Genomic DNA, 14,595 nt, shown 5'->3' on the forward strand with positions numbered 1-14,595 from the left:
CGGGGGGGGGGGCCCCCCCCGGGGCCGGGCCCCCCCCCCCCGGGGGGGGGCCGCGGCGGGGGGCCGCCCGGGGCCGGCCCCCCCCCCCCCCCCCCCCCCCCCCGGGACGGTGACCCACGCCCGCACCCCCCGTCGGGCACCCGTACCCCGCGCCGCACCCCTCCGCGCGCGCACCGCGCCACCCCCGCACCGAGCCGCACCTCGTGCACCCCGCACCGCATCGCACCACCTCCCTGACACCCGCGTCACCGCCGACGCGTACCCGACCGGAGGAACCGCCGTGGCCGCAACGCCCCAGGTTCGCAATGCACAAGACGCAGGCTCCGCCCCCGACGACCACGAGACACATCCGGTCGACGAGAAGCTGCCCCCACTGAAGATGCTCACCAGCGGCCTCCAGCACGTGGCCGCCATGTACGCGGGCGTCGTCGCGCCGCCCCTGATCGTCGGAGCCGCCGTCGGCCTCTCCGGCACCGAACTCACCTTCCTGACCGGCGCCAGCCTGTTCACCGCGGGCCTCGCCACCTTCCTCCAGACCCTCGGCGTCTGGAACATCGGCGCCCGGCTGCCCTTCGTCAACGGCGTCACCTTCGCCGGAGTCGCGCCGATGCTCGCCATCGTCGACACCACCGGCGACAAGACCGACGCCCTCCCCGTGATCTTCGGCGCGGTCATCGTCGCCGGAGTCCTCGGCTTCATCGCCGCCCCCTGGTTCTCCCGGCTGGTGCGGTTCTTCCCGCCGGTCGTCACCGGCACCGTGATCACCCTCATCGGCGTCTCGCTCCTCCCCGTCGCGTTCGGCTGGGCCCAAGGGCCCAACCCCAAGGCCGCCGACTACGGTTCGACCACGTTCCTCTCGCTGGCCGGCATCACCCTGGTCGTCGTCCTGCTGCTGCGCCGCTTCACCCGGGGCTTTCTCAAGCAGATCGCCGTCCTCGTCGGCCTCGTCATCGGCACGCTGATCGCCATACCCTTCGGCGTCACCGACTTCTCCCCGGTGATCGAGGCGGACGTCGTCGGCTTCCCCACGCCGTTCCACTTCGGCGCCCCCCAGTTCGCCCTCGCCGCGATCATCTCCATGTGCGTGGTCATGCTGGTCTCCATGACCGAGTCGACCGCCGACATGCTGGCCCTCGGCGAGATCGTCGAGCGCCCGGCCGACGAGAAGACCATCGCGGCGGGACTGCGCGCCGACACCCTCGGCTCCGCGATCAGCCCCCTCTTCAACGGCTTCATGTGCAGCGCCTTCGCGCAGAACATCGGCCTGGTCGCCATGACCCGCGTCCGCAGCCGCTTCGTCGTCGCCTGCGGCGGCGGCTTCCTGGTCCTGATGGGCCTCTCCCCGGTCGCCGCCTCGCTGATATCGGTCGTCCCCCGGCCGGTCCTCGGCGGCGCGGGCGTCGTCCTCTTCGGCTCGGTCGCCGCCAGCGGCATCCAGACCCTGGTCAAGGCCGGTCTGGAGAAGGACAACAACGTCCTCATCGTCGCCGTGTCGCTGGCCATCGGCATCATCCCGATCACCAAGCCGGACTTCTACCACGCCTTCCCGGAGACCGCCAAGATCATCCTGGACTCCGGCATATCCACCGGCTGTGTCGCCGCCGTCCTGCTCAACGTGGTCTTCAACCACCTGGGCAGGGGCCGCGACGACGACGAGGTCACCGCCCCGATGGAACCGGGCGAGGAGATCTCCGGGGCCCGCACCTCGAAGGCGGCGCACGTCCACTGAACCCGCCCGCTCACCACCCGCCCCGGGTCCCGCGCACCCCGCCGGACCCGGGGCCGGGGTGCGTACGGCTCCGTACGGACCTCCGGTCCCGGAACCCACGCCCCTGGGACCGGCCCGCGCCGCGCACCGCCCCTCCCCGGCCCCGTGCCGCCGCCGCGCGCCGCCCGCCCGCCAGGCACCCGTCCCGCCGCTCACCCCTCCACCGCGATCCGCCGTCGGCACTCCCGGGCCAGCGCCGGATAGGCGGCGGCGATGGCCTCGTACAGCCGCCTCCGGAGCAGCCGTTCGGCCTCGCCGCGTCCCGTCTCCCCGTACAAGCCGTCGAGCAGGGCCTCGTACCGTGACAACGCCTGCCGCAGATAGCTCACCTGCCATCGGGTGAGTGACTCCCGGGACATCGGGGGCGGGGCGGACTCCCCGTCAGGTCCGGGGCTCCGGGCCGTCAGGAGCCGCCGGTGGCGCACCGCCCGCCGCTCCAGCTCGGGCCCCGGCAGCCGGGGCACCTCCACGGGCTCGGCGCGGACGGCGGCCAGGACGGCGGCCCGGCGCCGCTCGGCATGGGCGAGCGCGGCGGCGGACCGTCCGGGGGCGAGGGCCGCACTCCCGGCGAACTCGGGGGTCCGCTCCACTGTCTCGACCCGGGCGAGGAGATAGAGCCGGACCGGGGTGAGGGACCAGCGGCGCGGGTCGCGGCCCTGCACGTCGGGCGTGCCGAGCAGGTCCCGCACCATCGCGTCGCTCCAGCCCCGGCGCCGCACTCCGACATGCGTCACATAGATCGTACGGTCCGTCATGATTCCCCCTGGATCGACTACGGAGAGTGATATTCCCAGTGAAGCGCACCCCACTGACAACGCCCGCGCGCCCGACCCCGCCGACGCCCCCTTGTCGGAGTCGGCCCCCGTGTGCGATATAGGTCTGGACCATTCCGAAGGATGGAGGCCGGCCCGTGCAACGCCCGCTCGCCGCAAGCCTGTTGACGACCCTCGTGCTCAGCCTCGCCCTCGCGGGCTGCTCGGCCGCCGCCGCTCCCGAGGTCAAGGACACCGGACCGCCCACCGCCCCGACCGGCGTCACCGCCACGGCGGGCAGTTCGCGCACGGTCCACGTCATGTGGAGCGCCGCCACCGACGACCGGGCCGTCACCGGCTACACGGTCTACAGCGAGGGCCGCAAGGTCAAGGACCTGCCCGCCACCACCCTGATGACCGATGTCGTCGGGCTCGTCCCCGCCAGCACCCACCGCTTCGCGGTCCGCGCCCGCGACGCGGCGGGCAACGTCTCGCCGCCCAGCGCCACGGTCACCGCCACCACCCTCCCCGCCGCCGCCGAGGACCGCACGGCCCCGACCGCGCCGACCGGACTCCGGGTCGCCGCCGACGGCAGCCGCGCCGCCACCCTCCACTGGCGTCCGGCGAAGGACGACACCCGGGTCACCGCCTACGACGTCTACCAGGCCGACACCCGCATCCACACCGTGCCGGGCACCGCCACCACCGCCCATGTCACCGGGCTCCGGCCCGGCACCGCCTACGCGTTCACGGTCCGCGCCCGCGACGCGGCCGAGAACTCCTCCCCGGACAGCACCCCCGTGGACCTCACCACGGCCCCCTCGCCCGGCGCCCCCGCGAACACCGCCCCCGCCGACCTCGTCGTCACGGCGGCCCGGGGCGAGATCACCGTCACCTGGCTGCCGCCCGTCACCGGAGCCCCCGTCACCCACCACCAGCTGGACCTCGACGGCCGCTTCGCCACCACGATCGTCTGGGGCAACGCCCCGCCCTCCGGCCGGGCCACCTACACCTTCCCGGTCCAGGACCCCCCGGGCACCCGGTACACCCTCACCCTCCGCGCCCAGCTCCCCGACGGCACCTGGGGCGACTTCTCGGCGCCGAGGACGGTCGTCGTGCGCTGACACGGGAGGGCGCACCTGGCCGGAAATGCGCCCTTTCGCTCCGGACCGCCGCCGCGCACCCTGCGAACAGGGGATGCGACGGCCGCTGGGGGGCGCCGATGTCCGAGCCGATGTCCGGATCGCCGAGGAGACACCACGAGGGCCCGCCCTCGGGCACGCCGGACCACCCGTCGACGGAGGCGGACGGCGGCCGCCCGGCAGCGGGCCCCGCCGAGCCGCCGCTCTATGTGCCCGCGCTGCCCGCGCGACCGAGCGCGCTCGACGCGTACGACCTCCTGCCGACCCGGGCACGCGCGTGCGTGACGCCCCTCTGGACCGTGCCGCCCCCGGGCGGCGGGAGCCGCGCCCGCGGCGCCCGGCATCGCCACCCCCGCCCGGCCCCCCGGCCGCACCCCGACCTCAACCCCGACCCCGACCCTGATCTCAACCCCGACCTCAACCCCGACTCCGACCGCCACCCCGCCCCTCGTCCCGGCCGCGTCGACGACCACCTGAGGGCGACCCTGGAGCGCATCGAGGCCGTCCAGCGCGGGCGCCCCGCCTGGGTCGACGCCTTCCACACCGAGGGCGGGACGGGACTTCCGGCCGGAGACCTCCTCCGGTACGGCCGCCCCGGCAGCCCGCTCCGGCCGGTGACGGGTGTCGAGCGTCCCGCCCGGCAGCAGACGGCCACCGCCGAGACCGCTCTCGGGAACGGCGACGGCCTCGGCGTACGCGTCCCCCTGACGGCTCCGCCCGGCGAGGCCCTCCGGGACGCGGCCCGGCGCCTCCTGCGGCGCGTCGCCTTCGCGCACTGCCCGGTGGACCTGCTCCTGGACCTGCGTTCCGTCCTCGACGAGCACCATCCGGCGGAGAAGTGGGCGCTGCGGGCCCTGGACCTCCTCGTCCCGCTCCACCCCTGGCGGACCGTCGTCCTGCTCGCCGGGTCCTTCCCGCACGCGTACCCCGGGGCGTACGGGGCTCCGCTGGCGGAGGCCCACCGGTTCGACTGGGACCTCTGGCACATGGTCGTGGACGGGCCCGAACGCCCGGCCGTCCCCGTGGTGTACGGCGACTACGGCGCCGACCACGCGGGGAGCGCCGACCGGCCGCCGAGGGCCGACGGCGGCGCCCCGTGGGGGACCGTGCGCTACACGATGGAACGCACCTTCGTCCTGGCCCGGGTGCCGACCCGGGGACCGGACCACGCGGACGCGGTCCGCGCCTCGGCCCGGGAGATCGTCTGCGCGGAGGGCTTCCGGGGCGGCCAGTTCAGCCGGGGCGAACGCTGGCTCCTCGCCTGCGCGTCCGGAGCGCGGGGAGGGAACGGCGGGAGGGAGCCCGGTCCGTGCGATACGGGCGGCGCCGACCCCTGGGGCGAGCCGCTCGCCGGTGAGCGTCCCCCCGGAGCCGCCGGTGCGGGCTCCGGCCCGCCCTCCACACACACCCCCGCCCCACCCCCTACGGAATCCCCCGCCCCGCACCGTAGAGAATCCCCCGCCCGGCCCCCTACGGGACCCGGCGCCGCCTCCCGTACGGAATCCGATGGCGCCCGTACGGGACCCGGTATCGCATCCGGCGACGCCCCTACGGGCCGGGGCGCCGCGCCCCGTACGGGACCGGGGGCCCCACCCCCCACCGGACCCGCGGGGGCGTCCCGTACGGGACCCGTCGGCCCGCCCGGCGCGGAAGCCGTTGGCCTGCCCGCGGCCGAGCGCACGCGCGGGTCCTCCCGCGCCGCCGGCACCGGCGGTCCCGGGATCTGGCTCCGCGTCGGACACCTCCAGCACATGGCGCAGGTCGTCCGCGCCCTCCGCCGACGCCTCCCGGACGCCTGAGACGGGCGGCCCCGCCCCGCCGCCCAGGACCGCCCTGCGTCCGATCCGTCCCCCTTCGAACTACTCTGGGAAGCGTGGCCGAGACCGTTCTCACCAACATGGGGCTCGACAGTTTCCTCGACGGAACCGCCGAGCACCGCGATCCCGTCTTCACACGGGCCGCCGAGGCGGTCCTCGGACTGCTCGCCCTCCGGGGCGCCGACCGGGGGAGCGGGGTCCCCGAGCCGACGCCCGTCCTGGTGCGGCAGCTGCTCGTGGAGGACCTCCCGACGTTCGTGTACGCGGCGCCCGGCGACCTCGCCGTCTACCCCGCCGTCCTCACCCGGCTCGCCGCCCGGTTCGACGGCACGGGCGAGCCGGTCGCCGCCGTGCTCCGGGAGTCCGCCGCCGACTTCGAACGGGCCATGACCGACCCGGGCAACCTCACCTGGCACCGCTGGTACGCCTCCCTGCTCCGCACCTGCGGCGCGGACCTCCGCGACCCCGAGGACGTCCGGCGCAGACTCGCCGCGCTCGACGGCGCCCCGCTCCCCGACGGCGTGCACCGCGCCGACCTCATGGGGCGGACGGCCCTCGCGGACGTCCTCCTCTCGGAGGCGCTCACGCGCGCGTACGTCCGGGACGCCGAGACCCCGCCCACCGCCGGTCCGCTCCTCACCGACCACGCCGTCGCCACCGGCATCGGGCGGGTGGCGGGCGGGCTCCTGGACCGCTGGACCGCCGCCGGGCTCGCGGAGCAGCTCTCGGGGCCGTACGCGCGCTTCGCGCCGGGGCCTGACGACTTCCCGCACCTCGTCCTGGCCGATGTGCTGCTCGACGAGCACCTCGACGACCACGGTGATCCCGCCGTTCCCGCGCCCCCGCCGCCCGCGATCGAGCCCGGGCCGGTCGAGGCGGACGCCGACGCCCTCGTCGGCGCCGTCGAGGAGCTGTCCGAGGAGGAGTTCGAGCCCTACGGCGGTGAGGCGCCGCATCTGCTGTACGTGGTCTACCGGCGGGGCTGCGCGGCGGAGTCCGTGGCCCGCAAGGCCGCCGAGTACGAGGACTGGAGCGTCGATCCCGCTCTGGAGGACCTGCCCGTCCCGGTGCCGGACGGGGTGCCGGACGCGTACGAGGTCCCGCCGCTGCCGGAACTGGCGCGGCTCCTCGGCGCCGTCGGGCCGACCGAGGAGGACCGGGCCCGTCTGGAGCGGCCCGCCCGTGATCTCGCCCGGGTCCTCGACCGGCTCGCCGTCACCGGTCTCGCCTTCCGCGCCGGGGACGCCTTCGGGCTCACTCCGCGCGGCGCGGGCGCCGTGCGCTATCTGCTGAGGGTGCGGGGCGTGGCCGCCCCGGACGCCGCCGAGGTCAGGACGTGGCCCGCGCCCGCCGTGGTGGCCGCCGCCACGGGCTGGCCCGGCCGCGTCGCCGCCAGGGTGCTCGCGGACTGGCTGCACGCGCGCGGGGACACCGCCGACGCCTGGTCGGCGCTGCTCGGCGCCCTCGGCACGGTCCACGCCGGAACCTCCGGAGCCGCCGCGGTCCGTGGTCTGTTCGCCGTCCTGGACACCCGGAACGCCCCGCCGGACGCCCTGCGGGACGCCGTCTCCGACCCGGTGATCGGCGCGTACGCCCATCGGGCCCTGCGGGCCCGCGACGAGCCCGACGACCCGCTCCGGGTACGGACCTCGGCGCGGGCGCTGTTCGTCCTGGACGGGCTCCCGGCGAAGAAGGGGCCGCTGGAGTCCCGCCGTACGGCCTTCGACGCGGCGGCGGCCGACTGGCCGGGCGGTTCGGCGGCCCTGCTGCGGGCGATGACGGCGGCGGACCCGCACGAGACCGCGCGCGTCCTCGGCCCCCTCGGCCTGACCCCGCCGTGAACCGCCACCGGTCGGCTGGCGGTTCGGCGCGCCGGGCGCCGGTGGCCGGGCCCACCCCGAACCGCCGCCCTTCGCCCAGGGCGGGCGGCTCCGTCCCGCAGTGACTCCCCCCGCGCCGCCGGACGCGGGTGGCCCCGCCCCCGGCACGGTGTGCGCCGGGGGCGGGGCCGTCGTTCCGCGGGCCGTGACCGGCCGGTCGGCCGTACGGTCAGCCGACCAGCTGCTCGTACGCGGGCAGCGTCAGGAAGTCCGCGTAGTCCGCGTCGAGCGAGACGCGAAGCAGCAGGTCGTGGGCCTGCTGCCACCGGCCCGCCGCGAAGGCCTCCTCGCCGATCTCCGCGCGGATCGCGGCGAGTTCCTCGGCGGCGACCCGGCGGGCCAGCTCCGGGGTGGCGGGCTCGCCGTTCTCGAAGACGACACCCGCGTTGATCCACTGCCAGATCTGCGAGCGCGAGATCTCGGCGGTGGCCGCGTCCTCCATCAGGTTGAAGATGGCGACCGCGCCGAGACCGCGCAGCCACGCCTCGATGTAACGGACGCCGACCTGGACGGCGTTGCGCAGACCGTCGTAGGTGGGCCGGGCGTCGAGGGAGTCGATGGCGATGAGGTCGCCGGCGGCGACGGACACGTCCTCGCGGAGCCGGTCCTTCTGGTTCGGCTTCTCGCCGAGGACCGCGTCGAAGGAGGCCATGGCGATCGGGACCAGGTCGGGGTGGGCGACCCAGGAGCCGTCGAAGCCGTCGCCCGCCTCGCGGTCCTTGTCGGCCTTGACCTTCTCGAAGGCGACCTTGTTGACCTCGGCGTCCCGGCGGGACGGGATGAAGGCGGCCATGCCGCCGATCGCGTGCGCCCCGCGCTTGTGGCAGGTGCGGACGAGGAGTTCGGTGTACGCGCGCATGAACGGCGCGGTCATCGTGACCGCGTTGCGGTCCGGCAGGACGAACTTGGCGCCGCCGTCACGGAAGTTCTTGACGATGGAGAAGAGGTAGTCCCAGCGGCCCGCGTTCAGCCCCGCCGCGTGGTCGCGGAGCTCGTAGAGGATCTCCTCCATCTCGTACGCGGCCGTGATGGTCTCGATGAGGACCGTGGCGCGGACGGTGCCCTGCGGGAGGCCGACGTGGTCCTGGGCGAAGACGAAGATCTCGTTCCAGAGGCGCGCCTCCAGGTGCGACTCCGTCTTCGGCAGGTAGAAGTACGGGCCCTTGCCGAGGTCCACGAGCCGCCGGGCGTTGTGGAAGAAGTACAGGCCGAAGTCGACGAGCGCGCCCGGCACCGGGCTCCCGTCGAGGACGAGGTGACGCTCGTTCAGGTGCCAGCCGCGCGGCCGCATGACGACCGTGGCCAGCTCCTCGGCGGGCTTGAGCGCGTACGACCTGCCCGAGCGGGGGTCCGTGAAGTCGATCTTCCGGGCGTACGCGTCGATCAGGTTGAGCTGGCCCAGGATCACGTTCTCCCAGGTCGGCGCCGAGGCGTCCTCGAAGTCGGCGAGCCAGACGCGGGCGCCGGAGTTGAGCGCGTTGATCGTCATCTTGCGGTCGGTCGGACCGGTGATCTCGACCCGGCGGTCGTTCAGGGCCGCCGGGGCCGGTGCGACCTTCCAGGAGTCGTCGGCGCGGATCGCCGCGGTCTCCGGCAGGAAGTCCAGGGTGGACGTGCGGGCGATCTCGGCGCGCCGCTCGGCCCGGCGGGCGAGGAGCTCGTCCCGGCGCGGGGTGAACCGCCGGTGCAGTTCGGCGACGAAGGCCAGGGCGGCCTCGGTGAGCACCTCTTCCTGGCGCGGCAGGGGCTCGGCATCGACGACGGCCAGGGGGGACGGCGCTGGTGCGGACATGAACTGTCACTTCCTTCAGCGGACTTCACGGGCGGTGCCTGGCGGCCGCCGGGCGTCACGGTTCGGCACGGAGTGCCACGGGTGCCGGGATACGGCCGCGAGCGCCTCCTGAACCGGCAGGCGCTTCTGATCAGTGGATACTAGTTTCCTCATGGTGGAAGTTCAATGGTTTGTTGATGTCGAGATTCTCAGGATCGACACACCATGGCGCGCGGTGCCGGACCGCTCACTCCAGGTGCGCCAGGTCCGCCTCCGTGTCGATGTCGTACGGCTCGGCCACCTCCGAGCAGTCCACCGGAGCGATGGCGTCCCGGTGCGCCGCCAGATAGTCCCGCGCCCCCCGGTCGCCCACCGCGCGCTCGGCGATCCCGGCCCAGTGCTCCGCCCCGAACAGCACCGGATGCCCCCGGACCCCGTCGTACGAGGCCGCCGCGAGCGTCCCCCGTCCCGCGTACGCCCCGAGGACCCGGGCCACCGCCGCCGCCCCGATCCCCGGCTGGTCGACCAGGAGCACGAGCGCCGCGTCCACCCTGCGCGGATCGGCCGCCAGCGAGGCGAGCCCCGCCCGCAGCGAGGAACCCATGCCCTCGGCCCACTCCGGGTTGTCCACGAGCACGCACCCCGGCAGCTCCGCCCGCTCCCGTACGGTCCTGGCGGAGGCGCCCAGGACCACGTGGACCACCTCGCAGCCCGCCGCCCGCAACGCCCCCGCCGCGTGCTCCACCAGCGGTCGGCCCCGGTACGGAAGGAGCGCCTTCGGCCGCCCGCCGAGCCGCCGCCCGCCCCCGGCGGCCAGCAGCAGGCCCGCGACCACAGGGGCTCGTTCAGCCGTTCGGTCATGCGTGGTTGTCGTGGTTCTCATGGGAACTGCATACCTCATCAGGCAGAACGCGCCCCCCGCCCGAATCACCCCCGCGAAGGGTGGTGCGCCGGGCGCACGAAGGAGTTAACTGGCCCCCGCGCCCCCGGCGCCCGACCGTTGTCCGGGGGCTCCCGGGGTGCCCGGACAGTTCGGGCGGTGAGTTCCGCGCACGGAACGGCGCGAGGGGGAGAACCATGTTGCGAAGCGTGGGGCAGACGAGGCGAGTGACCGGCGAGGGCGTGGACCCCAGGGTGGCCGAACTGCGGTCCGCCGTGTCCCGGCTCCGCCGCGAACTCGCCGCCCACCGGCTGGAGTTCGCCGACCGGGGCATCGCCGAGGACGAACTCGCCGCACTCGACGCGATGGCGCTCAGCGGCGCCCCCGAGGTACGGCGGCTGCGCCGCTCCCTGCTGCTCGTCGCCGGTTCCGTCGGCTCCGTCAGCGCCCTCGCCGGGGGTCTCGCCGGGGTCCGCCGCGCGGTGGAGCTCTTCGGCCCGCCCCCCACCGGCCCGACGGGCCGAGCCGGGGTCTGAGGGCCGGTCCCGGCAGGGGGCCCGGAGCGGCGAGCGCCGGATTCCGTACGGGCCCGACGACCGATCCCGTAGGGGTGCCGGGAGGGGGCCCGCGCCGGAAGGTCCGCTGCGGAGACGGGCGCGGCCCGGCTCCGCGAGCGGCGCCGGGACCTGCCGACGACCAGCCGTCGGCCCGGAGCGGCCCCACGACCTGCCGCCGACCCAGAGTGGCGCCATGACCGGCCGTCGGCCCCACGATCGGCCGCCGGTCCGGTCCCACCCCCGTACCGCCCTACCGTCTGATCAGCCGCCGTGCCGTCGCCGTCGCCACCGCCGCCGTCCGGGAGTCCACGCCCAGCTTCGCGAACACGTGCACCAGGTGCGACTTCACCGTCGCCTGGCTCAGGAACAGCGCCTTGCTGATCTGCTGGTTCGACAGTCCCTCGCCGACCAGCTGGAGCACCTCCAGCTCCCGTTTGGTCAGCGCCTCCGCCGGGGTCCGCATCCGGTCCATCAGCCGGTGCGCCACCGCCGGGGCCAGCGCCGACTGCCCGGCCGCCGCCGTCCGCACCGCCGCCGCCAGCTCCTCCGGCGGCGCGTCCTTCAGGAGGTAGCCCGAGGCGCCCGCCTCCACCGCCGCCAGGATGTCCGCGTCCGTGTCGTACGTCGTGAGCACCAGCACCTTCGGCCCGCCCGGCGCCGAGGTGATCGCCGCCGTCGCCTCCGAACCGTGCATCCCCGCGCCGAACTGCAGGTCCATCAGGACCACGTCCACGCCCCCGGCGGCGGCCAGCTCCACCGCGCGCTCGGCGGTCGCCGCCTCCGCGACGACCGCGAAGTCGGGCTCCGTGTCGAGGACCGCGCGCAGGCCGGCCCGGACCACCGGATGGTCGTCGGCGAGGAGAAGACGGATGCTCATACGAGTGCTCCAGCGGGAAGGGGGAGGGAGACGGCGACCGCCGTGCCCTGGCCGGGCGCCGACTCGACGGTGAACGCGCCGCCGAGGGACTCCGCGCGCGAGCGCATCGCCGGGAGTCCGAAACCGCCGTCGGACGAGGGACGCACGGCCCCCGGGTCGAAGCCCGCGCCGTCGTCGACCACGTCCAGGGTCACGGACGAGTCCATGAACGACAGCGTGATCTCCGCCCGTGAGGCGGCGGCGTGCCGCACGGTGTTCCCGAGCGCCGACTGCGCGATCCGCAGCAGCGCCACCTCGTAGGGGGTGGGCAGCTCGACGGGCGTACCGCTCACCGAGAACCGCACCCGGGGCCCGGCGGCCGTCGCCCGCACTTCCGGGGCGGCCTCCGTCCCGTACGTCCCGGACATCGCGCTCACCCCGTACGCCCCTGGCCCCCCGTCCGTCCCGTCGCACAGCCGCTCCAGGGCGGCCGCCAGGGAGCCGTGCTCCAGGTCCGGCGGCGACAGCGCACGGACGAAGCGCCGGGCCTCCGCCAGATTGTCCTGCGCCGCCCGCCGCGCCCGGTCGATGTGTCCCGCCGCCGGGGAACCGGGCGGCAGCGTCCGCTCCGCCGCCCGCAGCAGCAGCTGGATCGAGGACAGGCCCTGCGCCAGCGTGTCGTGGATCTCCCGGGCCAGCCGCTCCCGCTCGGCGAGCGTCCCCGCGTGCCGCTCCGCCGAGGCCAGCTCCGCCCGGGTCGCCAGCAGCTCCTCGATGAGCCGCCGCCGCCGCTCGCTCTCCCGGTACAGCGCCTGGTAGCCGAGGACCGTCGCCACCGCGACCGCCCCGCCCAGCAGCGGCCCGATGAACACGCCCGGATTGAGCGGGGCCCCGTGCCCCACGTACGAGAGGATCGCCGCGCCCGCCGTCAGCGCCACCGAGGGCAGCGACCAGCGCACGGGCAGCAGGTGCAGCTGGAGGAAGTACAGCGGGAACGCCACCCAGAGCGCCTCCGGCGTCAGCCAGAGCATGACCAGCCAGGACGCGCCCAGGACCGCCAGCCAGCCGGCCGCCGCCCGCTGAGAGGTCCGCACCGGCCCGAGGTGTGAACCGGCCGCGTAGACCGCCCCCGTCACCGCCGCCGCCACGGTCCCGGCCGCCGAGTGGGCGCGGACCGCCGCCAGGACGAGGAGGCCCGCCATCAGCAGATGCAGACAGAGCCGCAGCACGAACGGGGCGGGGGTGAGGGAACGCGGACGCATGGTCCCCCAGCGTAGGCGGGGCCGGACAATACCGGCTCAACCGAAAGATTGACCGCGGGGCCATCCGGCGCGCGATGCCCCCGCCGCCCCGCCGGGACCACGCTGGTGAGCATGTTCGTGGCATGGAGAGACCTCAGGTTCGCCAAGGGGCGGTTCGCCCTCATGGGCACCGTGATCGTGCTGATCACCCTGCTCGTCGGATTGCTGTCGGGGCTGACCGCCGGGCTCGCGCGGGAGAACATCTCCGCGATCACCGGCCTGCCCGCCGACCGGCTGGCCTTCGCCGCGCCGCCGTCCGGGCAGTCCGCCTCGTTCACCAACTCGACGGTGACCGAGCGGCAGTGGCGGGCGTGGGCGGAGCGGCCGGGAGTGACCGCCGCCGAGCCCCTCGGCATCCGTACGCTCAACGCCGCCGCCGGGGACCGCACCGCCGCCGTCTCCGCCTTCGGCTCCGAGCCGGGAGCGGGACTCGCGCCCGGCACCGTGGGCCCCGGCAGGGCCGTCCTGTCCCTGTCGGCGGCCGGGGAACTGGGCGTCTCGGCGGGCGACGCCGTCCGGCTCGGCCCCCTGGAACTGACCGTCGCGGCCGTCGCGGGCGACGCCTCGTACAGCCACACCCCGGTCGTCTGGACGTCCCTCGACGACTGGCAGAAGTTCGGCCACAGCGGTACGGGCCCGGAGGAGCAGGCCACCGTCGTCGCGCTCAGCGGGAACGGCGGGACCGACTGGGCGGCCGGGGACAAGGCCCTCGGCACCGAGGCGCGGACCCTCGACGGAGCGCTCACCGCCATCGGCTCCTACCAGGCGGAGAACGGCTCGCTCCAGCTCATGCGCGGCTTCCTCTTCGCCATCTCCGCGCTGGTCATCGGGGCCTTCTTCACCGTCTGGACCATCCAGCGCAGCGGTGACGTCGCCGTCCTCAAGGCGCTCGGGGCCTCCACCCCGTACCTCCTCGGGGACGCCCTCGGGCAGGCCGTCCTCATGCTGACCGCCGGGACGCTCCTCGGCACCGCCCTCGCCGTCGGCATCGGCGCGCTGGTCAGCGGCGGGAACGTGCCGTTCGTCCTCGAACCGCTCACCGTCCTCGGGCCCGCCGCCGTGCTCGTGCTGCTCGGCGTCCTCGGCGCCGCCCTGTCCATCCGGCGGATCACCGCCGTCGATCCCCTCACCGCCCTCGGGAGCGCCCGATGAGCCTCGTCCTCGACGCCGTCACCCTCACCTACCCCGACGGCGACGGGCGGCTGACCGCCCTCGACGCCGTCTCCCTCGACGTCCCCGCCGGGACGCTCACGGCGGTCGTCGGACCCTCCGGTTCCGGCAAGTCCAGCCTGCTCGCCGTCGCCGCCACCCTGGTGACCCCGGACCGGGGCCGGGTCGGGATCGCCGGTACGGACACGGCGACGCTGGACGCCGCCGGGCGGGCCGCGCTGCGGCGGGAGCGGATCGGGATCGTCTTCCAGCAGCCCAATCTGCTGCCCTCCCTGACGGCGGCCGAACAGCTCCAGGTCATGGCCCATCTCTCCGGCCGCCCGCCGAAGGAGGCGCGGAGCCGGGCCCTCGCACTGCTGGACGCGGTGGGTCTCGCCGATCTCGCGGGGCGCCGCCCGCACCAGCTGTCCGGCGGCCAGCGCCAGCGCGTCAACATCGCGCGGGCCCTGATGAACGAGCCCTCGGTGCTCCTCGTCGACGAACCGACCAGCGCACTCGACCACGAGCGTGGCGGGGCGGTGGTGGAACTGCTCGCCGGTCTGACGGGGGAGCGCGGCACGGCGACCGTGCTCGTCACCCACGACCGTACGCACCTCGCCCGCGCGGACCGCGTGGTCACCGTCCAGGACGGCCGTCTGACCGAAGCCGTCACGGCCTGACACCGGTCACGGTCCGGTGCCGGTCACGGTCCGGTGCCGGTC

General features: G+C 75.4%; 12 protein-coding genes. 7 read left to right on the top strand and 5 right to left on the bottom strand.

The window, feature by feature from the left end:
- The first annotated feature begins 379 nt into the window (after positions 1-379).
- On the top strand, positions 380-1,729 hold the full coding sequence (locus tag ACIRQY_RS00115; protein ID WP_403922243.1) for a nucleobase:cation symporter-2 family protein: 1,350 nt from the start codon (positions 380-382) through the stop codon (positions 1,727-1,729).
- 191 nt (positions 1,730-1,920) lie between these two features.
- Here the strand turns inward: ACIRQY_RS00115 and ACIRQY_RS00120 are convergent, their stop codons facing one another.
- Positions 1,921-2,523, bottom strand: a complete 603-nt coding sequence (locus tag ACIRQY_RS00120; RefSeq protein ID WP_403920961.1) for a hypothetical protein — start codon at positions 2,521-2,523, stop codon at positions 1,921-1,923.
- Between the two features lie 155 nt (positions 2,524-2,678).
- Between ACIRQY_RS00120 and ACIRQY_RS00125 the strand changes: the two genes are divergently transcribed.
- The 3 genes from ACIRQY_RS00125 to ACIRQY_RS00135 all read left to right on the top strand — a co-directional run bounded on the left by ACIRQY_RS00125 (position 2,679) and on the right by ACIRQY_RS00135 (position 7,320).
- Positions 2,679-3,644: a fibronectin type III domain-containing protein gene (locus ACIRQY_RS00125; RefSeq protein ID WP_403920964.1), complete on the top strand. Its 966-nt coding sequence runs from the start codon at positions 2,679-2,681 to the stop codon at positions 3,642-3,644.
- A gap of 98 nt (positions 3,645-3,742) precedes the next feature.
- Entirely contained in the window at positions 3,743-5,461 is a 1,719-nt protein-coding gene (locus ACIRQY_RS00130) for a hypothetical protein (RefSeq protein WP_403920966.1), read from the top strand.
- Between the two features lie 74 nt (positions 5,462-5,535).
- Positions 5,536-7,320: a hypothetical protein gene (locus ACIRQY_RS00135; RefSeq protein ID WP_403920968.1), complete on the top strand. Its 1,785-nt coding sequence runs from the start codon at positions 5,536-5,538 to the stop codon at positions 7,318-7,320.
- Positions 7,321-7,528: 208 nt separating this feature from the next.
- Here the strand turns inward: ACIRQY_RS00135 and aceB are convergent, their stop codons facing one another.
- Both aceB and ACIRQY_RS00145 read right to left on the bottom strand, forming a co-directional pair.
- Positions 7,529-9,151 (bottom strand): malate synthase A, encoded by a 1,623-nt coding sequence (gene aceB, locus ACIRQY_RS00140; RefSeq protein ID WP_403920971.1) that lies wholly within the window; start codon positions 9,149-9,151, stop codon positions 7,529-7,531.
- 226 nt (positions 9,152-9,377) lie between these two features.
- A complete protein-coding gene (locus ACIRQY_RS00145; RefSeq protein WP_403920974.1) occupies positions 9,378-10,013 on the bottom strand; it encodes an NTP transferase domain-containing protein in 636 nt (211 codons plus the stop codon).
- Between the two features lie 194 nt (positions 10,014-10,207).
- Between ACIRQY_RS00145 and ACIRQY_RS00150 the strand changes: the two genes are divergently transcribed.
- Positions 10,208-10,546 carry a DUF5955 family protein gene (locus ACIRQY_RS00150; protein ID WP_351780447.1) on the top strand — a complete coding sequence of 113 codons (339 nt, stop codon included), beginning with the start codon at positions 10,208-10,210 and terminating at the stop codon, positions 10,544-10,546.
- A 271-nt stretch (positions 10,547-10,817) separates the two neighbouring features.
- On the opposite strand, the gene ACIRQY_RS00155 is transcribed toward ACIRQY_RS00150, so the two are convergent.
- Entirely contained in the window at positions 10,818-11,444 is a 627-nt protein-coding gene (locus ACIRQY_RS00155) for a response regulator transcription factor (protein WP_351780445.1), read from the bottom strand.
- Complete coding sequence (locus ACIRQY_RS00160) at positions 11,441-12,685, bottom strand: sensor histidine kinase (RefSeq protein ID WP_403920977.1); 1,245 nt, start codon at positions 12,683-12,685, stop codon at positions 11,441-11,443. The genes ACIRQY_RS00155 and ACIRQY_RS00160 overlap by 4 nt, the downstream gene beginning before the upstream one ends.
- Before the next feature lie 111 nt (positions 12,686-12,796).
- Between ACIRQY_RS00160 and ACIRQY_RS00165 the strand changes: the two genes are divergently transcribed.
- Positions 12,797-13,876 (top strand): ABC transporter permease, encoded by a 1,080-nt coding sequence (locus tag ACIRQY_RS00165; protein ID WP_403920979.1) that lies wholly within the window; start codon positions 12,797-12,799, stop codon positions 13,874-13,876.
- Positions 13,873-14,553, top strand: coding sequence for an ABC transporter ATP-binding protein (locus ACIRQY_RS00170; RefSeq protein WP_403920982.1), 681 nt, complete (start codon positions 13,873-13,875; stop codon positions 14,551-14,553). The genes ACIRQY_RS00165 and ACIRQY_RS00170 overlap by 4 nt, the downstream gene beginning before the upstream one ends.
- The last annotated feature ends 42 nt before the right edge of the window (positions 14,554-14,595 follow it).

It is taken from the genome of Streptomyces sp. NPDC101490, from assembly GCF_044767145.1.
Taxonomy (GTDB): domain Bacteria; phylum Actinomycetota; class Actinomycetes; order Streptomycetales; family Streptomycetaceae; genus Streptomyces.

Excerpts from the sequence above, each read along its gene's own strand:
- ACIRQY_RS00145 (WP_403920974.1), bottom strand. The coding sequence starts at position 10,013 with ATGAGAACCACGACAACCACGCATGACCGAACGGCTGAACGAGCCCCT.
- ACIRQY_RS00165 (WP_403920979.1), top strand. The coding sequence starts at position 12,797 with ATGTTCGTGGCATGGAGAGACCTCAGGTTCGCCAAGGGGCGGTTCGCC.
- ACIRQY_RS00150 (WP_351780447.1), top strand. The coding sequence starts at position 10,208 with ATGTTGCGAAGCGTGGGGCAGACGAGGCGAGTGACCGGCGAGGGCGTG.
- ACIRQY_RS00160 (WP_403920977.1), bottom strand. The coding sequence starts at position 12,685 with ATGCGTCCGCGTTCCCTCACCCCCGCCCCGTTCGTGCTGCGGCTCTGT.
- ACIRQY_RS00155 (WP_351780445.1), bottom strand. The coding sequence starts at position 11,444 with ATGAGCATCCGTCTTCTCCTCGCCGACGACCATCCGGTGGTCCGGGCC.
- ACIRQY_RS00115 (WP_403922243.1), top strand. The coding sequence starts at position 380 with ATGCTCACCAGCGGCCTCCAGCACGTGGCCGCCATGTACGCGGGCGTC.
- ACIRQY_RS00120 (WP_403920961.1), bottom strand. The coding sequence starts at position 2,523 with ATGACGGACCGTACGATCTATGTGACGCATGTCGGAGTGCGGCGCCGG.
- ACIRQY_RS00130 (WP_403920966.1), top strand. The coding sequence starts at position 3,743 with ATGTCCGAGCCGATGTCCGGATCGCCGAGGAGACACCACGAGGGCCCG.
- aceB (WP_403920971.1), bottom strand. The coding sequence starts at position 9,151 with ATGTCCGCACCAGCGCCGTCCCCCCTGGCCGTCGTCGATGCCGAGCCC.
- ACIRQY_RS00170 (WP_403920982.1), top strand. The coding sequence starts at position 13,873 with ATGAGCCTCGTCCTCGACGCCGTCACCCTCACCTACCCCGACGGCGAC.